At 28.7% G+C, this 20,230-nt stretch carries 18 protein-coding genes; 2 read left to right on the forward strand and 16 right to left on the reverse strand.

All coding sequences use genetic code 11. The annotated features are described in order from the left end of the window. Positions 1-9 precede the first annotated feature (9 nt). The 5 genes from L1S49_RS10015 to L1S49_RS10035 form a co-directional block, all read right to left on the reverse strand. Positions 10-396 carry an FMN-binding protein gene (locus L1S49_RS10015; protein WP_238904061.1) on the reverse strand — a complete coding sequence of 129 codons (387 nt, stop codon included), beginning with the start codon at positions 394-396 and terminating at the stop codon, positions 10-12. A 1-nt stretch (position 397) separates the two neighbouring features. After that, a complete protein-coding gene (locus L1S49_RS10020) occupies positions 398-826 on the reverse strand; it encodes a flavodoxin domain-containing protein (RefSeq protein WP_238904064.1) in 429 nt (142 codons plus the stop codon). Then, positions 816-1,403: a TetR/AcrR family transcriptional regulator gene (locus L1S49_RS10025; RefSeq protein WP_238904066.1), complete on the reverse strand. Its 588-nt coding sequence runs from the start codon at positions 1,401-1,403 to the stop codon at positions 816-818. Before L1S49_RS10025 ends, L1S49_RS10020 begins: the two co-directional genes overlap by 11 nt. Before the next feature lie 188 nt (positions 1,404-1,591). Further along, a complete protein-coding gene (locus tag L1S49_RS10030) occupies positions 1,592-3,055 on the reverse strand; it encodes a HAMP domain-containing sensor histidine kinase (protein WP_238904068.1) in 1,464 nt (487 codons plus the stop codon). A gap of 192 nt (positions 3,056-3,247) precedes the next feature. Beyond that, complete coding sequence (locus L1S49_RS10035) at positions 3,248-4,720, reverse strand: HAMP domain-containing sensor histidine kinase (protein ID WP_238904070.1); 1,473 nt, start codon at positions 4,718-4,720, stop codon at positions 3,248-3,250. Positions 4,721-4,941: 221 nt separating this feature from the next. On the opposite strand from L1S49_RS10035, the gene L1S49_RS10040 reads away from it, so the two are divergent. Together L1S49_RS10040 and L1S49_RS10045 are read left to right on the forward strand one after the other, a co-directional pair. Then, positions 4,942-5,967 (forward strand): substrate-binding domain-containing protein, encoded by a 1,026-nt coding sequence (locus L1S49_RS10040; protein WP_238904071.1) that lies wholly within the window; start codon positions 4,942-4,944, stop codon positions 5,965-5,967. A 272-nt stretch (positions 5,968-6,239) separates the two neighbouring features. Further along, complete coding sequence (locus tag L1S49_RS10045; protein ID WP_238904073.1) at positions 6,240-6,815, forward strand: N-acetylmuramoyl-L-alanine amidase; 576 nt, start codon at positions 6,240-6,242, stop codon at positions 6,813-6,815. Between the two features lie 46 nt (positions 6,816-6,861). On the opposite strand, the gene L1S49_RS10050 is transcribed toward L1S49_RS10045, so the two are convergent. From L1S49_RS10050 to L1S49_RS10100, 11 genes are all read right to left on the reverse strand, one after another. After that, positions 6,862-7,776, reverse strand: a complete 915-nt coding sequence (locus L1S49_RS10050) for a metallophosphoesterase (RefSeq protein WP_238904075.1) — start codon at positions 7,774-7,776, stop codon at positions 6,862-6,864. A gap of 67 nt (positions 7,777-7,843) precedes the next feature. Beyond that, positions 7,844-8,629 carry a histidinol-phosphatase HisJ family protein gene (locus tag L1S49_RS10055; protein ID WP_238904077.1) on the reverse strand — a complete coding sequence of 262 codons (786 nt, stop codon included), beginning with the start codon at positions 8,627-8,629 and terminating at the stop codon, positions 7,844-7,846. Positions 8,630-8,651: 22 nt separating this feature from the next. Then, positions 8,652-9,509 carry a MurR/RpiR family transcriptional regulator gene (locus L1S49_RS10060; protein WP_238904079.1) on the reverse strand — a complete coding sequence of 286 codons (858 nt, stop codon included), beginning with the start codon at positions 9,507-9,509 and terminating at the stop codon, positions 8,652-8,654. A gap of 36 nt (positions 9,510-9,545) precedes the next feature. Next, positions 9,546-10,388, reverse strand: a complete 843-nt coding sequence (locus L1S49_RS10065; RefSeq protein WP_238904081.1) for a Cof-type HAD-IIB family hydrolase — start codon at positions 10,386-10,388, stop codon at positions 9,546-9,548. Between the two features lie 150 nt (positions 10,389-10,538). Continuing rightward, positions 10,539-11,522, reverse strand: coding sequence for an L-lactate dehydrogenase (locus tag L1S49_RS10070; RefSeq protein WP_238904083.1), 984 nt, complete (start codon positions 11,520-11,522; stop codon positions 10,539-10,541). Between the two features lie 147 nt (positions 11,523-11,669). Then, positions 11,670-13,106 (reverse strand): 6-phospho-beta-glucosidase, encoded by a 1,437-nt coding sequence (locus L1S49_RS10075; protein WP_238904085.1) that lies wholly within the window; start codon positions 13,104-13,106, stop codon positions 11,670-11,672. A gap of 77 nt (positions 13,107-13,183) precedes the next feature. Continuing rightward, positions 13,184-15,046, reverse strand: coding sequence for a beta-glucoside-specific PTS transporter subunit IIABC (locus L1S49_RS10080; protein WP_238904087.1), 1,863 nt, complete (start codon positions 15,044-15,046; stop codon positions 13,184-13,186). A 183-nt stretch (positions 15,047-15,229) separates the two neighbouring features. Continuing rightward, complete coding sequence (locus L1S49_RS23405; protein WP_073016724.1) at positions 15,230-16,066, reverse strand: PRD domain-containing protein; 837 nt, start codon at positions 16,064-16,066, stop codon at positions 15,230-15,232. Positions 16,067-16,382: 316 nt separating this feature from the next. Beyond that, entirely contained in the window at positions 16,383-17,552 is a 1,170-nt protein-coding gene (locus tag L1S49_RS10090) for a toxic anion resistance protein (RefSeq protein ID WP_238904089.1), read from the reverse strand. 9 nt (positions 17,553-17,561) lie between these two features. Further along, positions 17,562-19,244 (reverse strand): VWA domain-containing protein, encoded by a 1,683-nt coding sequence (locus tag L1S49_RS10095; RefSeq protein ID WP_238904091.1) that lies wholly within the window; start codon positions 19,242-19,244, stop codon positions 17,562-17,564. An 11-nt stretch (positions 19,245-19,255) separates the two neighbouring features. Continuing rightward, positions 19,256-19,987: a hypothetical protein gene (locus L1S49_RS10100; protein WP_073016733.1), complete on the reverse strand. Its 732-nt coding sequence runs from the start codon at positions 19,985-19,987 to the stop codon at positions 19,256-19,258. Between the last annotated feature and the right edge of the window lie 243 nt (positions 19,988-20,230).

Consider the following 20,230-nt stretch of genomic DNA (forward strand, 5'->3'; position numbering starts at 1 on the left):
TTTACTTAGTTATTTTGAATATCCTTCTTTAAGAGACTTACTTACAGCACTTTTTATAGCTTCACTTGAAAGAGTTGCACCGCTAATAGACTCTACATTATAATTATTTTCTTCAATAATTTTGTCAGTTATAACTTCAGCCTTACCACCCATCCCATTTTGATGTTCGATTATATCTATTTTTTTAATAGCATTATTTTTTACTGTTGTGGCTACCTTCACCTTAACTAAGCCTGCATCAACTTCCCCGTTATATATACCATCCGATACTAAATTCATGTCAATTTTTTCATACTCCATTGCTTTTAGTTCTTTTTTTGAATTGTTTGTCATCAGTAAAAAACTTCCGACTACTAATATAATTAAAACAATAACCGCAATACGTAATTTCTTCATCTTATCCCTCCAATTTTTTTCTAATTCTTATAGAGAAGTCCTCAGCTTCTTTGATATCTTGTCTATTTGGATGTCCAAACTTCATGATTAAAAAACTTCCTTGAGAAAGTAGTTCATCTACAACTTGAATATTCTTTTCCTCTAAAATCTTTAGTAGATTGCCTTGGCCTTTCTTCTTAGAGGTTGAAGATGTTATTAATGCAACCTTTTTTACTTTCTTATTATCCAGACTTTCTGCAAATTTCAAAACCTCTGGAAGACTTTCTCCCCCATAAATGCCTGATACAATAAATAGTAAATCCATATCTTCCAGACTGGAGTTATCTTTAATATTCTTAGGTTCTATGTTTAAAGTTTTTCCTATAGCCTTAGCTATTTTTTTACAATGACCTGTTTTACTTGCATACAGAATACCTATTTTATTTATCATAGAGAATCCCCCTTAAAATAATATCAAATTGAACTTTAAATAACTCTTCGGCCTCTTCACTTGTTAAATCTCTATTCCTAGAAATCATTAAATTAAATCCTAAAAATGAACTCCAAATAGCAAAAGCTGCTTTATCCGTATCCATTTCCCTAATCAATCCTAGGTGAATGTCATTCTTAATATTTTGACTTATCTTAGATAACCACCTTGGTTTATCAGGTTGTCTTCTACTATATTTATGAAGAACTATAAGATTATATTTCTCTGGTTCTTCAATAGCTAATCTCATTATTCTTCTAAATATACTCTCCATATTCCAAACTATGTTTTTATTTTCATCTAATAATCCTGCTATTTCAGCACTTAACCATTTAGTTTCAGTTTCTTCAATGGCATCTATAATTTCTTGTTTATCTTTAAAATGATGATATACAATTCCTGTGGAATACTTCATCTTCTTAATTATTTTTCTTATTGAAACCTCTTCAAATCCTTCTTCTATTCCTATAGCTAATGCTGTATCTAAAATAGTCTTCCTAACCATCTCACTTCTCATTTTTTGATCTTCTCTTGCCATAAAGCATCCTCCATTTAAATAACGACGTTTGTTTTTATAACACTGTTATTTAAATTGTAATATAATCCTGTTCTAATTGCAACTTATTTCCTCATTTGTAATTTTAGACGCAATAAAAAAGAAGGGATTTCTTCACCTCTTCTCTTTCAACTATATTCATACCTTTGATTTTCTGTTTAATAATATGCTCAATTATATATGTCAGAAAACTCGATATTAATTTTTTCTATACGACTATCATCTAAATTAATAATATTTTCATGTATATCTTCTTCAAAACATAATTCATCAGGAAGAGAAATAATAAATTCACTACCTTTACTAATAACACTATTTAATGATATAGTTCCCTTATGTATTTCTACTAAGGATTTCACTAGAGACAACCCAATCCCACTTCCTTCGCAGCTTTTCGTAGTGGATTTATCTACTTGTATAAATCTATCAAATATTATTTCCTTCATATTATCGGGTATTCCTATACCACTATCTTTTACAGAAATACACACCTTATCCTCTTCAAGATAGATAGAAACTAAGATGCTTCCACCTCTTTTCGTAAATTTTACAGAATTAGATAATAGATTTAACATTATACGTTCTATTAAATCAGGATCACAAGCTATTACTTTTTCTTCAATAGAAGTGTCAAATATGACTGTAAGCCCCTTATGTTCTATAAATTCTGCAACAGATATGGTGATATCCTCAACTACTTTAACAATATTTAAGTTTCTAAATTTTACATCAAAACTCAAAGCATCTATTTTGGTTATATCTATTAAATTGCTTATAATTCGTATAAGTCTAAATGAGTTTTGCTTAACCATTTTCAAATATTTACTCATGTCATAGTTTTGACTTTTCCTTAAATTAAGCTCCATCACTTGTTCAGCACTATAAATGACATTAATAGGTGTTCTTAATTCATGAGATATATTAGCAAAAAAATCACTTCTTAACTTTTCATAATGTATTAAAATTTCATTTTTTTCTTCTATGTCACGTTTACTTTTTAATAAATCTTTTTGACTTATAAAATCCTTAGAAAATCTTATGTAATTAACTTTCGAAACAATAAATGCAAAAAAAGTTACAATTACAGAATTAACTATATTTCCATATAATAGGTTTGGATTATTTTCTATTATTATAAAGAGACCTGAAATAAAAAGTGAAGTTGAAACAAAATATAAAATAACTCCTTCTATTGGTGAACTATATAAACAAGATGCTACTGACAATACACAAATTATATATGCAGATATCTGTCCATTAATATATAAGTCATTTAGAGCCATAAAAAGGCACCAATATATTATTATGTTTGCAAAAAAGTTATATAATATTTTTTCATCTATAAACTTTTTATATATTCTATTTAAGAATAAAATTACATACCATAAAATTATTAAATGTAATACTATAAGGTGAGAATAATATAAATTTATATATTCAGGTGTAAAAGCTCTCATAGGCTCATACACCATTCGATCTGTTATAATTAAAATAATATTAAGTAATAATAGTATTACCCCGATTTTCTCACACCTTTTAATATTAATTGATGTCCTAAGTTCTTCGAATTCTGTTTTGTATTTTTTAATATCCTGAATTGCGTCTTTTTCCCACATACATTTTAAAAACTCCACTCTTACACCTCTTTATCAATAAATATATATCCTTATGTAATAAAATGTATTTTTTTCTATAAAATTAAATATTCTACAATTCTATCTATTTACCTTCTTTTATTTGAGTTTTTCGCACGACAAATACAAACATATATTGACTCTTTTTTATAAAAAAGACAACTGATTTAAAATCAGTTGCCCATTATATACTTAGTCATAAATATCTGAGAACTCAATATTTATCCTTTCAATCCTGTTATCATCTAAATTAGTTATATTCCTTTTCTCTCCACTATCTTTATTTAAAATATCAGGTATACAAATTACGAACTCACTCCCCTTATTTTCCTGACTATTAAGATATATTTTCCCGCAATGCATTTCTACTAAAGATTTCACTAAAGATAATCCTATTCCGCTCCCCTCTGTATTCTTAGTTATAACGTCATCTACTTGAATAAATCTATCAAATATCAATTCTTGCATATCATCTGGTATACCTATTCCGTTATCCTTTACAGAAATACATACATAATTGTCCTCTAAATGTATATTTACTAAAATACTCCCACCTTTTTGTGTGAATTTAACTGAATTTGATAAAAGGTTTAACATTATTCTTTCAATTAAATAAGGATCACAGCATATTATCTTCTCTTCAACTTCGGTGTCAAATGTAAGTGTAAGCCCCTTACTTTCAACAAAATCAACTACAGACATAGCTATATCTTCAACTACTTTTATTATATTTAAGTTAACAAAAGTCGCCTCAAAACTTAAAGCATCTATTTTAGTAATATCAATAAGATTTCCTATAAGTCTAATTAACCTGTATGAATTTTGTTTAGTTATTTTTAAATAGCTTTCCATTTTTCTCTTATTTAGATTTTCTTGATTAACCATAATCTCTATCATTTGTTGGGCGCTATAAATCACATTTAAAGGTGTCCTAAGCTCATGAGATATATTGGCAAAGAAATTTGTCCTTAACCTCTCATATTCTTTTAACTTTTGATTAACAGCCTCTACTTCCATTTTACTTTTTAATAAACTTTTATTATTCAAAAAATCTCTTAAAAATCCTCTAAATATAATATTAGAAACTATAAATCCAAATATCACCACAACAATGGAGTTATAAATATTGTAATATAATAAACTCTTACTAAAAACTATAAAGTACATGCCTATCATTAGAATAACTATAGATAAACCATACAATATAAATGATTCTAAAGGATCCATATATACAACACCTGATATTATTAATACCCCAATAAAATACACAGATATTTGCCCAGATATTTTTAAATCATTTAATGATATGAGAATACATGATCCCATAGATATAGTTAATAACATTTCATAAATAAGCTTTCTATTAATATTTTTTTTATATTTTTTAGAAATATAATATAAAATGTACCAAAATAAAAGTAGGCCTATTGTTAGAATATGAATATAGTAAAGATATAAATATCCTATATTCTCTGTCCTCATACTTCTATAGCTTGTTAAATCTACACCTAACATCATTAAATTAACTATAAACAATACTATACCTAGTTTTGTAGTTCTTTTAATATTAGTTTCGTTCTTAAATTTTTCAAATTCTTCTTTATATTTTTCTTTTAAATTTTCTATATCATCAAAATCATTTTTTTTATTAAATTTCCGAAACATGTGCACCTCTATTAATATAATTTTTAGTTTGATTAATTCCATCTTATAAAATACATTATTCTACAAATTTGTGTAATTTCCTCTAAATTTTAATCGACATTCATGTTAATTATTATTTTAAGAATTTTTTATTAAAATTCGCAAACTCAAAATATATTGGAAATAAATAACTTCTAATAGAATATTTTAATTATTATATAAACTTAAAAAAGGTGATGAATATGTACCTATCAATCCCAAAGGTTTTTCTTGTGCCTGTCAGCTACTCTGAAAATATTCTCTTTAAAGAAGAGTTACATACACATAATTCTATAGTTAGAGAAAATATTGTATTAGGGGTGTCCTTACCTAATCAGAGAATTCCACGATGGGTTAGAGATAAAGAAGCTTTTAAAGATTATGCAGATCAAAAAGGTGTAACCTTAAAATTAGAAGATGCTGACTATGATCCTTTGCTTCAAGCAAAACAAGTTGAAGATTTAATATCACAAAATGTGGATGTATTGATTATTGCTCCTTTAGACTCTTTAGCTTTCACTTCTTTAGTAGAAAAAGCTAAAAAAGCTGGAATAAAGGTAATATCTTATGATGGACTTCTATACAATAGTAACTCAGACCTATATGTGTCTTTTAATGGTACAAAGGTTGGTGAACTTCAAGGAAAATATCTTGTTCAAAATGTTCCAAGAGGCAACTATATTATTTTATCTGGTGACCCTAATGACGATACTTCTAAATTATATAAAGATGGTTCTCTTATATATATAATGCCTCTAGTCTCTACTGGATCTATAAAAATAGTTTCAAATGTATCAATACCAAATTGGAACCCTGTAGAAAGCTATAATGTAGTGAAAACTATTTTAAGTAAAAATAATAATGTTAATGCAATATTATCCCCTACTGATGCTATATCAGGGGGTGCTATCAAAGCTTTAGAAGAAGTAGGACTAGCTGGAAAAGTTGCAATAACAGGTCAAGACGCATCTCCAGCTGCTATCAGAAGAATACTTGATGGCACGCAATCAATGACTGTACTTAAAGATAGTAGGGAACTTGCTAAGGCAGCAATTAACGCTTCTATAAAACTAGTAAATGGTGAATCTTTAGACACTAATGCAATTATTAATAATGGTTTTAAGGATGTTCCCGCAATTATTTTACCTCCAACTTTAGTAACAAGATACAATGTTCCTGAAACTATAATTAATACTGGATATTTAAGCCCTAGCGCTATTTATAGTTAGTTAAATATAATTTTCTTCCCTTTCTTGATACAAAAAATAAATTTATTATTACAATTTTAAAATTTAACAGTAATATCTTATAAAATAATATATAATTGACTTGTAGGAAAATTATGTAAACAAAAGGAGGTATTACTATTAGATTTAAAAAATCAATTTATAAAAAAATATATTTAGGATTATTTATCTTTTTGATAGTTTCTATAACAATAATTAAAATCTATGATAATAAGTACCCATATAGAGAAGTTAATCTCTTGCTGAATTCTAAATTGAATACAACTGAAAAAACTATAGTAATTGATCCTGGTCATGGTGGATATGATGTTGGTGCCGTAGGTTCTTTAGGAAATCAAGAAAAAAAACTTACCTTAGAAATATCCTTAAAGCTTGGCTCTATCTTAAAGGAAAAAGGCTATAAGGTTGTTTATACTAGAGAAAATGATGAAGTGTCATGGCCTTCTGAGCCTAAAGAAGATTTAGCAGCACGTGCTGCTATTTCAAATTACGAAAAGGCCACTATTTTTTTAAGCATTCATCTAAACAAATTTAACGAAAAGTCTGTAACCGGAACAGAAACCTACTATAATGAAGCCAGTTCTCAAGGTAAGGTTTTAGCAGATTTAATCCAAAAACAAATTATAGAAGATTTAAAAACTACAGACAGAGGGATAAAAAAAGGAGATTTTTTAGTATTAGAAAAGGTAAAAGCTCCTGCAATATTAGTGGAGCTTGGCTATATAAGTAATGAATCTGAGGAGAAAAACCTAAGTAATTCAGATTATCAAAATAAAATTTCTTTATCAATTACAAAAGCTATAGATAATTATTTTAAGATTAATCCTTAAAATTAAAGTGGTCTAGAAAACTTCAAGGTTTTCTAGACCACTTTACTTATCTTTTTCTTAAATCAAATCTTTCAATTGGTTCCGGTCCTCTAAGAACCTTTCTCTTAATATGAAGATCTCCCTCTGAATCTGTTCTAATTCTCCATTCGATAAGCATTATCTCCCCGTTCTCTATCTCAATTCCCTGTATTCCACTTGCTCTAACACATGAACCATCGTTAAAGTATGGTAATTCTTTTGCTTTTGGAAAATGAGGTCTATGAGTATGTCCACAGATAATCATAGTTTTATGTCTTTTAATCCAATGACTATAAATCCTCTCAATTTTATGGATTTTTTCTGCATTTCTAACAGGACTTGCAGGATTTATAAAACCAATTGAATGAAAAAACTTCCAGAAATATCTTACCGAAAGCATATTGAAATACCAAAAAGAATCATTTAATACATCTCCCTGGTGCCCATGAACGGTTAATATCTCCTGACCTGTATCCCTATGCCTAAATACTACCCCTTCATATATGGTTATACCTGGAAACAACTCTATTTCTTCCTCATTATAATCATCATAAAACTTGTAGTAATTTTTTTCTACAAAATCCGGATATTTTAGTTGTATATTATGATTTCCATATAACATAATCAATCTATCTTCATCAAAAAACTTTTTTAATTGAGTATATACTTCATCATGGGCTAGCCTTATATGCTTAAAGTTTGAGTGCTCCCAAAGCTCATCTCCATCTCCAACCTCTACATAAGTATATCCATTATTATAATAATATTCTAATGCGAATAAAAATATATTTTGATTTTTTGAAAATTCATCGTATGGTGTATTTTCACCTCTATGGCAGTCGCTAAAAAATATATACTTAGAATTATCATCAAATTCTTCAATTCTAGCATTATTATAAGCTTCATTTAATCTCTTAAAAGCTAATTTTTTCCCTGATATCATGGCGCTCCTCTTCTTGGTAAATAGAATCAATTATATTATTTACCAAAACACTGTCATTATACATATACTAGATCTCATGAAATATTGGTTTCATTTTATCAAAAGTACAAAAGCTATTAAATCCTAATTTCTTAAGTTCTTCTTTTACATAGGAAATCTTAGCACCTAAATGTTCCTCTTTGTGTGCATCTGAACCTATGGTAATAATGGTTCCCCCAAGCTCTTTATATAACCTTAATATGTCTCTAGATGGTGTTAAGTCATTAAGCTCATATCTAAAACTTGAAGTGTTTACTTCAATACCTTTTCCATTTTTAATAGCAAGAGATAATATTTCTTTTATAATATGCTTAACTTTTTCAAAAGGATACTCTCCTTCATTATCGTATCTCTTTATCATATCAAGGTGCCCTAACACACTGTAGTCATCATATTTTTTCATTACATTTAATATTTCTTTATAGTAAGCTTCATTATATTCCTTTTGAGTTTTGTCTTTTTGAAAATCTTGTGTCCAAAACTCTTTATTCTCTACTTGATGACAAGAAAGTATTACAAAGTCAAAATCATACTTATCAAAATCTTTTTTAAATTGCTCTATAGTATGAGTTTGTACTCCAAATTCTATTCCAAGTTTTATTGATATTTTTTTAGAATATAATTCTCTACATCTTTTAACTTCCTTTATATAAGCATCATAATCGCAATTTAAATCTGTTTTTACTCCATGGTCCACATGTTCAGTAAAACAAATTTCATTAAGTCCTATGGAAATGGCTTTTTTTACAGCCTCCTCCATTTCATAGGTGGAATCATCACTAAAATTCGTATGCATATGATAATCAGCTAACATTCTCTCACTCTCCTCTATATCATTATTTATTAATTTTATTGGATAATTTTTTATAGGTATCAAGTTTATAGGCTACATTTTTATCGTAATCAAGTTTAAAATAACAAGCATATAAACAATCTAAAATATATAATAAAGATAACCTAGTTGAAAACGATGAAATTTTATTAAAATGGTTTTCATTTGAACTTAGATACAAATGATAATCAGCATATTTACTTAATGGATTTTCATTTGTAGAAGAAATTAGAATAATTGAGGTTTTGTTATTTTTTAAGATATTTGCAATATCTTCTATTATAATTCCCCTTCCTTCAAAAGAAACTATTATAGCAACATGGCTTTCATCACTTGTGGAAGCCGTTAAAAGTTGATTATATTCTTCTATTGGAACATTAACGAAAGTTCCAATCTCTTGCATCTGAAACTTAAAGTTTTCTCCAAAATAAATATTTCCAGCTGAAGTATATAAATCGATGTGTTTTGTCTTTTTTAGAATATTTGAGATTAATCTTAATTGTTCTAAATCTATTAAGTTTAATGAGGAAATCAAGGTCTGTTCATATAATTCCTTCAAATTCAAAATAATTTGATTTTGTGTTTCATTTTGTTTAACTGGATAATTATAATCTAATAAATTCTTTTCTTTCAAATACTCATTTATAGAGGTAGATACCTGAACCTTAAGTTCTGATAGGCCTGTTAAATCAAGTTTTTGACAAAGCCTATAAATAGTTGAGGTTGAAATGAAGCAAACTTCACTTATTTCAAGTGCACTCATTTTTATAAAATCTTCTGCGTTTTCTTGCATAAATTTTACTAATATTTTTTCATTTTCAGTTAAGTTTGTTATTTTATTTAACTTAATAAAAATGTTCATGAAAATCACCTCATGAACATTATACATTATTTTATATTATATTTTAAGATATTCAGTTAATGTGTAGGCAATCCCATCTTCTTCGTTAGACAATGTTACTTCATCAGCTATTTCTTTTAAATCATCTACTGCATTTGCCATAGCTATTCCTATCCCTGCATATTTGACCATTGAGGCATCATTATGACCATCTCCAAAGGCTATCATCTCCTCTTTTTTATATCCCATTGGAATTAATACAGAATCTAAAGCCTTAGCCTTATCAATTCCTTTTGCAGTAAATTCAAAATAGAATGGTCCTGTAAACATACAACTTAAAGTATCTTTAAATGGTTCCATCATCTGTTCATAATTTTCTTTTAGATATTCTGGATCTCCTGCTGTTAATATCTTATTAAGTGGATAGTCTGCAAAAGCTGCTAAGTCATCTTTTTCACATAACTTAAATTTACCACCACGAGATTCATATTGAATTACATTAAAAGGCTTGTCTTTATATTGTACATAACAGTTATAAACATCATTAACAAATAAATAATCATCTTTATCAATCATAGGTTTAACATCAAATTTCTTCATATGCTCAAGAACAGCTTGCCCTTCTTTTACAGACATAGTCTCATTAAATAACAATTTATTAGTTTGGCACTCAATAACCTTAGCTCCATTAAAAGAAACTAAAAGTCCATGATGTTTATCCATCTTCAATTCTTTTGCATAATCCATTAATCCAGAAGTAGGTCTCCCTGATGCTAAAACTAAAATAACCCCTTCTTCTTGAGCCCTTATTAAAGTTTTTTTAGTTTTTTCAGTAATTTTCTTTTCACTATTAGTTAAAGTTCCATCAACATCCATAATAATTACTTTTATATCGCTCATAACTTTTTCCCCCTAGTTTTTTCTTTGATTATACTAACTCTTTATATTCAAATAAATAGATTGAAGAGAAAATGAAAAGTATCTATCAAAAATAGGTAACTTATTAATTGAAAAATGAAATAAACTTATCAACCTATAAAAAATCTGATTTTAAATCTCAGGTCCAGTTTTTGCATCTTTCATAGCTGATTTTATAAAAGAAATAGATTCTTCTAGCTTTTTTGTTTCCCATTCATTTAATTTTACAGGCAGTTGTTTTATAACTCCTTCACGTCCAATAACACATGGCATACTTAATGCCACATCTCCGTCATGACCATATTGACCTCTTAAGGTAGTAGATGCTGGATAAACACTTTTTTCGTCTAATAGAACAGCCTTTGCCATAGTAACAGCAGATTGAGCAACACCGGCATTTGTCCATCCTTTACCATTAAACACTTCATAGGCTGAAGTAATTATTGCAGATTTCACTACTTCGGGATCATTTATATCATAAGAACCCTCAAAGTATTCATTTAACTCTGAAAATGGTATACCAGAGATGTTAACATGGCTTAAAACAGGGAATGCAGTACTACCATGTTCTCCCATCATATATCCTGTCACTGATTTTGGATCAATTTTATAGGTATCAGCAATAAATTTTCTTAAACGTGCTGAATCTAACATAGTTCCAGTGCCAAACACTCTCCCTTTAGGATAATTAAATTCATTTTCAGCAATATAAACCATTGTATCTAATGGGTTAGTTATTAAAATTATTATTGCATCCCTCGTATACTTTGTTATTCCACTCATTACGTCACGAATAACTCCACAGTTTATTTTTGTTAATAAAGTACGATCAGGTTCTCCTTTTGGGTCATTAGGATCAGGTATCATACTTGGGCCTGCAGCTATAATAATAACATCTGCATTCTCACATTGTTCATAACCCCCACTTTTAACTTCAACATTATTCATATAAGTTAAAGCTGTAGCTTGAGCCTGATCAAGAGCTTCTCCATATGCTACATTTTCCAAAATATCAATTACACCAATTTCTGCAAATAAACCAAGCTTCATAGCATCAGCTAAAACATAAGATCCAACGTGCCCTACTCCTATAACTACCAATTTATTTTTATGCATACTATCATCTCCTAGTAATTTGTTTTATATTAATAGTTATATGTTAGCACAACTGCTAATTAATTTCACAATTTTCTTCTTACCCTGTTGTCAATTACTCAGTTAAGATAAAAAATCAGCTTATCAAAAGCTGATTTTTTATGTGGATTAATATAAATCTTCTCCATTACTAGCTATAACTTTCTTATACCAATAGAAGCTCTTCTTTTTACTTCTAGCTAGGGTTCCTTTTCCTTCGTTGTCTTTATCAACATATATAAAACCATAACGTTTTTTCATTTCACCAGTTGAAGCACTTACAAGGTCTATGCATCCCCAAGGCGTATATCCCATTAGTTCTACTCCATCTTCATTAATTGCTTCTTTCATAGCCTTTATATGTTCTCTTAAATATTCTATACGATAATCATCTTCTACATAACCATCTTTATCTGGAGTATCTACAGCTCCAAGTCCATTTTCAACTATAAATAAAGGTTTTTGATAACGATCATATAATGCATTTAATGTTATTCTAAGTCCTAATGGATCTATTTGCCATCCCCATTCACTAGCCTTTAAATAAGGATTTCTCAAAGTTGGAAATACATTTCCTGATGTTTTGATATTTACATTTGGATCTGCACTAGTTAACCTTGAAGCATAGTAGCTAAACGATATAAAGTCTACTGTGTTATTTTTTAAAATCTCTTCATCTCCAGCTTCCATGTTTAAATTTATATTGTTTCTTTCAAACATCTTCTTTGCATAATTAGGATACTCTCCACGTGATTGTACATCAATAAAGAAATAATTTTCTCTATCTCTTGTGATAGACTTCCAAACATCCTCTGGTGCACATGTATTTGCATAAGTACTTGCTCCTGCAAGCATACAACCAATCTTGAAGTTTGGATTTATTTTTCTTGCTATTTCTGTAGCTTTTGCACTTGCAATTAACTGATGATGGGCTGCTTGATATTTTATTTCTTCTTCATTTTCCCCCTCCTCAAAAGTTAATCCTGCTCCTATAAAAGGCAAATGCAATAACATGTTTATTTCATTGAATGTAAGCCAGTATTTAACCTTATCTTTGTATCTATCAAAAAGAGTAGTACATAATCTTTCATAATGATCTACCATCTTACGGCTTCTCCATGAGCCTATTGTTTCTACAAGATGCATTGGTACATCAAAATGAGTTATAGTTACTAGTGGCTCAATCCCATATTTAAGACATTCATCAAATAAAGATTCATAAAACATTAACCCTTCTTCATTTGCAACGTCATCATCTCCATTTGGAAATATACGTGCCCAAGAAATTGATAAACGAAAGGTTTTAAATCCCATTTCTCCAAATAATTTTATATCATCTTTATATCTATGATAAAAATCAATAGCTTCATGACTTGGATAATAATGTTCTTCATCGCAAGTCATCATTTTTAGTTTTCCTTTCATTACTGGAAATCTATCTTCTCCTGATGGAATAACGTCTACTGTTGATAACCCTTTATTTCCATCTTTATATCCTCCTTCACATTGATTTGCAGCTGTTGCTCCACCCCATAAAAAGTTTTCTGGAAATTTATTAGAATACATATTTATCTCCTTTATTAAAGAGAGTATCTGTGCATTAAGCTAAAAATACTCCCTTCTATTTTATTTAAACATATTAACTAAATAATACTTATAATAGTATCTCCAAGTTTTGCTGTATCTAAATTCATTGGTAAAACCTCTAAATAATCCATAGTATTTGTTACTATAACTGGAGTAACTAATTCATAACCTTCTTTTTCTATAGCCTCCATATCAAATTCTACTAAAGTATCTCCAACTTTAACCTCATCACCATCTTTAATGTATGAAGTAAAATGCTTACCTTCCAATTGAACAGTATCCATACCTACATGAATTAAAATCTCAACTCCATCATTTGATTTTAAACCTATAGCATGTTTAGTCTTGAATATTGTCTGAACAACTCCATTTATTGGTGATACTACTTTTCCTTCAGTAGGTCTAATTGCGATTCCTTTTCCCATCATTTCTGAAGCAAAAGTTTCATCTTTAACTTCATTTAATGAAATAACTTCTCCGCTTATAGGGCTAGCTATAGTGATTTTATTAACTAAATTCTTTTTTTCAACACTATTTACAACTTCTTCACTTTCAACTTTATCTCTATATAATATTAAACAAGCAATAAATGATACAATTACACTTATTACAGCTCCTATGCAGGCATATACAAAGTTATTCATGGAATCTCCACCAATATAACTTGGAAGTGTCAAAAATCCTGGAGAACCACCTGTATAGTTTGATACTCTAAATAGTCCTAAAAATAATCCTCCCACTGCTCCACCTATCATAGCTGAATATAATGGAGTTTTAAATTTTAAGTTTACACCATAAAGTGCTGGCTCAGTTATACCACAAACTGCTGTAATGCCTGCTGATGATGCTAATTGTTTTATCTCTTTATTTTTACTTTTCATTGCTACCGCTAAAGCCGCACCACCTTGAGAAACGTTAGATGCTAACATTCCTGGATATATTATAGTATCATATCCCATAGTCATACGATTATTTATACCAATTGGAACTAGTCCATAATGTGTACCTGTCATAACTAATAATGGAGTTAAACCTCCAACTAAAGTTGGTACTAACCAACCAGCATAAGACTCTAAAGTTTTAATACCTAATCCTATTTTATCACTTACTATATATCCTATAGGTCCTATTACAACTAATAAAGCTACTCCTGTAACCATAGCTGTAATCAATGGTTTTGTGAAAAACTTAATTGCACTTGGTGATACTCTATCTGCTATTGGCTCAACATAAGACATAAACCAAACACCTAATATTATAGGTAAAACACTTGAGCTATAAGATGCTAAAGATATCGGTAAACCAAATAAATATATTCCTGTTCCCGCTTCTTTAGCTGCACCTACCATTGATACAAATGTTGGATGAACTAACATTCCACCAAGCATCATAGCTAAATATTGATTTGTCTTAAACTTTTTAGCAGCAGAATTTGCAAGAAGTATTGGTAAGAAATAAAAAGCTGCATCAGCCATAAAGTTTATAATCTGATAACTTTGTGATTTAGTTGTTATTAATTTAAAAGCAACTAATAATGAAAGCACGGCTTTCATCATACCTGCAGCGGTTATTGCTGGTAATATAGGAGTGAATATTCCTGTTATTGTATCTATAACTTTTGCAGAAACTTTACGGTTATCATCCTCTTCAGAATCCTTTCCTTCTGCAACTTCTATATTTGATATTTTAACTATTTGCTTATAAACATTATTAACCTCGTTACCTATTATAACTTGGTATTGTCCACCTTTATCAACAACACCCATAACACCAGTTGTGTTTTTTAATCCATCTGTGTTTGCCTTTGACTTGTCTTTTAGATTAAATCTTAATCTTGTTGCACAGTGTGTTAAATTTGATACATTGACTTCTCCGCCAACTTTTTCTAATATTGATTTAGCTAAATTTTCATAATTCATAGCTTAATTCCTCACTTTCAAAATTTAATATAGTTAAGTTTTGAAGAATTAAGGTTTTGCCTGATCGAATCAGTTACAATCCTATGAAACTTCCGGTTAAAAATTAATTTTACTATTACACCCTCCTTTAATTTATATAAATATGTATAATAAAAACCTAAAGAAAATAACTTCTTTAAAGCTTTATTGACTCTCTTTTACAACTCTTGCCGTATGTACTATAAGATATAACTTCTCTTCTTTTGTAAGCTGGCTATTAAATTTTTGTTTTATAAATCCTTCTATTTTCTTTGTACACTCATAAGACTTTGGATATTTTAATCTAATAATTTCAAATAATTCATTATCATCATCTTCATAGTATTTACCATTAACCATTCTTTGTGCAAAAAATTTTAAATGAGTAATAAATCTATAATAATTAATAGACTCCTCATCAAAGTCAATATTAAAATGATATTTTACAATTTTTAATACTTCGTTTATTAAGTTTATAATATCTACTATTTGTGGCATGTCTTGATTTAACTCACCATTTAAAATATGCATGGCTATAGAAGCAGCTTCATCTTCTGGTAAGCTTATATCTGTTTTGTCTTTTATTATTTTTAATGCCTTAATTCCAATATCAAACTCCGGTTTATGAAGTCTCTTTATATCCCAAAGCATAACATTTTTCATCTCTAAATTATTATTATATCTGTTTATAGAAAAGCTTATATGATCAGTTAGTGTTAAATATATATTTTCATTTAGTTTCGTATTTAACATTTCTTCAGCATATTTTATAACCTCTTCAGAAATCTCTAAATATTCTGCTGGAATGTCATTAACTAAAGTAATTAATTTATCATTGATGCTTTTGTTTTTTAAAACAAATATCTTGTCTATTTTCTCTTCATCAATCTCATCACCTTTCTTTTTTTGAAAGGCTATCCCTCTTCCCATAACCACAGACTCTTGATTGTCTTCATTTTTAATTGTAACAACATTATTATTTAACACTTTGCTTATTAGCACATCCCTAATCTCCTTTACATCAAATTTCCATTAGAAACATTTATCCACTTAATCGTAGTTTTTAAATTATAGAAAGATTTTATTCTGTTTTTAAATAAAAATAAACCCAAATCAACATCAAACAGCTATAACCATAGGCTATAACAAAAGTTTGGTATCAATTTAGGTTTTGCCTGCATTCCAGTAACAATCCTTAAATGAATTCATATTTAATATACAATTATATTAATATAATCTGTAAACATTGTCAACATTTTATTTAAAAAGAACTATTCTCAGTATTAAAGACTGAGAGATAGTTCATAATTAACGTATTCTAAAATGAAAATTTATCTCCATTTTCAAATTTATTTATTGCCTTTTCACCTGATTCTGTAAGTTTCTTAAACTTGTCTATAGTTTCTCTCATCTTAGGCAATGCTTCAAGCTTAAACTTACTTACATCATCTATAGCTGTTAAACAATTATCGAATGATTTTTGCAGATCTTCTACAGATATATTTGAGTTAACAGCCTGTTTGTGAATATCTACCCCTTGTGATTTAATCATTTCAGAAATACCAACAAGCATAGCTCCTGTTGTTTGGTTTACTGCCTCTATGGTTTTAATAACTATCTTTTGATTATACAAACCACTTGCAAGCATAGCTCCTATACTAAGGGCTGACATAGAAACTAGTTTTGCTCTATCTACCCCTATCATTAATTCTTTGTTGTTTCTTTTAAATAATTCAATCGATAATATACCTTGTTGGTTTACTGTTAAAACTTCCTGCATAGTTATTAATCCTTGTTTTAGTGGAAATTGAATTTCTTCCATTACAAATTTTATCTTTTCAGGATCAACTCCATTACTACTTGCATCTTGTATTTTCTTTTCAAGACAAAGATCCATTGCTGTTAATAACTCTATCTCTGATTTTAGTTTTTTAGTAAGTTTTCTCATTTCTATTTCTTCGTTAGTCATTGTTATAATATCATTCTCTAAAGTTTTTTTACCTTTATCTAAAGCTTTAGATATATTCACTAAAACATCACTAGCTTTTTCATATTTTGCGAAATAGTCTTTTATAGGATTAAATAGTTTTGATAATAAACCAGTTTTATTAAAGTCTATTAAAGATGGATTTAAAGCCTTCATTTCTTTGTTTAAATCTAACAGACTTTTAGATATAACATTATCTTTGTCCTCTAGTGTAGCTAACTTCCCAACAGATATACTTAACATAGAGTTTCTTTTAGCTGAAGCTTCCATAGTATCTCTACCAAACTCTATGATTGGATTTATGAAACTCTTTCTAGAATCCATAGATAAAATATCAACATCAAAAATACTATTTATATTTGCCTCAGCTCTTTTTTCAAGTTCTGTTTTTACTTCCTCAGAAACTTCTAATTGCTTATCAATCTCTTGTTCCAAAACCTTTATATCTGGAGCTTTTGGAACTCTATCTAAATCTATTGTGGCATCCATTGTAAAACCCATAATAACCTCCTACATTTGTGCGTTAAATAAATTGCTTAACTTATAGATAACATCTTCTGAGTCAGCATTTATACTAGCAGCTTCATTTATACTAGATAATACGTTTAGAGCATCAATGTCAGCATTATAACCAATTGTGTAAATAGGTATTTTAAATGCTTCTATAACAGGTGTTATCTTATCTAAATTAAGGCCTCTATTTTGTTCTCCATCACTTAATACAAAAAGCATTAACTTTGCATTAGGATTTTGCTCCTTAGCTTCTAATAACATCTTTGTAGCAACTAATACACCATCATTAGTTGCAGTTCCCCCTACTGCATTTATATCCTCAACCGCTCCTGTAAATAAGGATCTTTGGTTTAAATCAAACTTACCTATAGGTAAATTAATCTCAACATCATCTGAATAACTCACTAATCCTACAGATGAATTATTACTTATATATTGCGAACCCTTGATTAATGACTCTTTTAATTTAGTCATAGGTTCACCTTCCATACTTCCTGACTTATCAGCTACAAATACTGCAACTATATCTTGTCCTGAATTTTTCTTATCTTTCCATATTTTCTGCGCTCTTATTATAGTGTCACCAGCTGGCATACTAACTTCTGACTTATAATTATCTAACTCATTAAAGCCATAGTCTTTTGCTAATTTCTGACTATCACCACTTTTACATAGTTTTACAAACTCATTTAAAATAGATTTTTTCTCATCAGTTAAATTTCCTATGCCATATAAAGGATTATCATGTCTTAATCCAAATGGAGTAAATGCATAGCTGCTAAATAATTCTGGAGAATTTTTGTAAGTTTGATATTCCATTATAAAACCATCCAAAACCCCAGATGCTGCTGACTCCCTCATTTGTAAAGTTGTATAAGCAACAAAAGGTATGTTAGCTTGGAACTTTTCAAATTCTGATACAGCTGAATCACTCAACAAGTTAGTATCAAAGCTATTTAGTGTTGATACTAGAAAATTTAAACCTGTAGCACTTTGAAATGGATTTGTATACCCCATTGTTAATTCACCATTTGCAACAGCCTCAGTTATTACCTTTAGATTAACAGATCCATATTTTTTAATTAGTTCATCTTTTTTACTTGATGATAGAAGAACTCCTGGAACATTCCCTAATAATCTTTCCTCTACAGTATCTACTTTAATGCCTTTAGCTTGAAGCATTTTTCCCCATAAATCATTTGAAGGAGTATAAGCATCAGGAACATATTTTCCTGAAGATATATAATCCATACCTTCACCAGATGAAATTGCCCTAATTTTTACAGATACCTTTTTCCCATTAACAACCACACTTGAAGAGTTAAATTTGTTAGCCATATCTAATAGCCAAGTATCATTTCCGCTACCAGCTTTTTCAGATGAGGAAAATATCTCAACAAAAGTATCAGTTGTATTTTCAACCTTCACTGGATACTTATCTATACTTGGAAGTGTGTCACTTAAATTATTACTTTCTAAAACTACAGAAGCTTTTCTTGCTCCAACTTCTTTATAACTAACCTTTTTTAACAACTTGTTCATTGTTTTACTTGCATCTTCTTCAGATACCTGTGTATCAGATTTACCCAAATTTTTAGTTAAAGATACTCCACCATATACCACAGCGAAAACGATTCCCGCTATAATGATAAATGTTAATACGTTCTTTAAAATTTTCATTATTATCCCCCTTACTTATAATGCTTTATATTATTTATTAATTCATCCAAATGCTTGATCTCTAACATATTATCTAAATCGCCTTCTGCATTATCTAACTTACATAATTCAAACATACACTTGTCCAATCTCAATAATATCTTGTCTCCTTGTTCAATTGAAGTTTCTATATCTGATAAGTATTTTTGATACATCTCTAATCTTTCATCTATAACCAAATCATCTCTATTTTTATCTTCTCTTTTTAATGTATTATAAGAATCCTCATTAAAATTCTCTATCTTAGTAGCTGTTCTTTTCATCATATCAAAATAAACAGACTCCATAGCTTGTATAGTTTGATAAAACTTTGAATAACTTAAGCTATTTTTATCAAATCGCTTTTCTAAATCCTCTAATATATCGTCTTTTAACACTGTATAGGAATCTATTTGATTAATAAGAGTTTTTATAGTTTTTCCAAAAGATTTTTTGTATGTATTATTATTTAATATCTTAACAACATCCCTCATAGTCTCAGCTTTTAATTCAACAGATGAATCTTTTTTGGCAAATAGCAAACTATAATTAAGATATATAAATACAAATATAATCATCAACAATAAGGTTATTATAAGTGATTGTGATATCAACCCAGTTGCTTTACCAAATAAATTTAAAAGCCCTGGAGAAAACAATACTATAGCCGTCAAAGCTACTACTAAATTATATACTACTAACTTTGTAATTGTGTTTTTACTCAAATTCTCCCCCCCAAATTAAAAATATTTTTAATTTCTCCTATGTACTCCTTAATTAGAAATCATATAATTGATACTTTCTAGCAGAATTAAATGTAAGTGTTAGTAAATATAGTTTATTATATAATTCATAGTTCTTTCAATACTGAAACATGAAAAAAGACTAAATATTTCTATAAATATCTAAATAATTCCTTATTTTAGTGGTAAAAATATGAAAATACACAAGCAACTGAATCATAATAA

This window comes from Clostridium sp. YIM B02506, from assembly GCF_022324845.1.
GTDB classification, from domain to species: Bacteria; Bacillota; Clostridia; order Clostridiales; family Clostridiaceae; genus Clostridium_T; species Clostridium_T intestinale.

What these genes read in the sequence shown, in the direction of transcription:
- L1S49_RS10015 (WP_238904061.1), bottom strand. Translation starts at nt 396, where the DNA reads ATGAAGAAATTACGTATTGCGGTTATTGTTTTAATTATATTAGTAGTC.
- L1S49_RS10020 (WP_238904064.1), bottom strand. Translation starts at nt 826, where the DNA reads ATGATAAATAAAATAGGTATTCTGTATGCAAGTAAAACAGGTCATTGT.
- L1S49_RS10025 (WP_238904066.1), bottom strand. Translation starts at nt 1,403, where the DNA reads ATGGCAAGAGAAGATCAAAAAATGAGAAGTGAGATGGTTAGGAAGACT.
- L1S49_RS10035 (WP_238904070.1), bottom strand. Translation starts at nt 4,720, where the DNA reads ATGTTTCGGAAATTTAATAAAAAAAATGATTTTGATGATATAGAAAAT.
- L1S49_RS10040 (WP_238904071.1), top strand. Translation starts at nt 4,942, where the DNA reads ATGTACCTATCAATCCCAAAGGTTTTTCTTGTGCCTGTCAGCTACTCT.
- L1S49_RS10050 (WP_238904075.1), bottom strand. Translation starts at nt 7,776, where the DNA reads ATGATATCAGGGAAAAAATTAGCTTTTAAGAGATTAAATGAAGCTTAT.
- L1S49_RS10055 (WP_238904077.1), bottom strand. Translation starts at nt 8,629, where the DNA reads ATGTTAGCTGATTATCATATGCATACGAATTTTAGTGATGATTCCACC.
- L1S49_RS10060 (WP_238904079.1), bottom strand. Translation starts at nt 9,509, where the DNA reads ATGAACATTTTTATTAAGTTAAATAAAATAACAAACTTAACTGAAAAT.
- L1S49_RS10065 (WP_238904081.1), bottom strand. Translation starts at nt 10,388, where the DNA reads ATGAGCGATATAAAAGTAATTATTATGGATGTTGATGGAACTTTAACT.
- L1S49_RS10070 (WP_238904083.1), bottom strand. Translation starts at nt 11,522, where the DNA reads ATGCATAAAAATAAATTGGTAGTTATAGGAGTAGGGCACGTTGGATCT.
- L1S49_RS10075 (WP_238904085.1), bottom strand. Translation starts at nt 13,106, where the DNA reads ATGTATTCTAATAAATTTCCAGAAAACTTTTTATGGGGTGGAGCAACA.
- L1S49_RS10080 (WP_238904087.1), bottom strand. Translation starts at nt 15,046, where the DNA reads ATGAATTATGAAAATTTAGCTAAATCAATATTAGAAAAAGTTGGCGGA.
- L1S49_RS10090 (WP_238904089.1), bottom strand. Translation starts at nt 17,552, where the DNA reads ATGGGTTTTACAATGGATGCCACAATAGATTTAGATAGAGTTCCAAAA.
- L1S49_RS10095 (WP_238904091.1), bottom strand. Translation starts at nt 19,244, where the DNA reads ATGAAAATTTTAAAGAACGTATTAACATTTATCATTATAGCGGGAATC.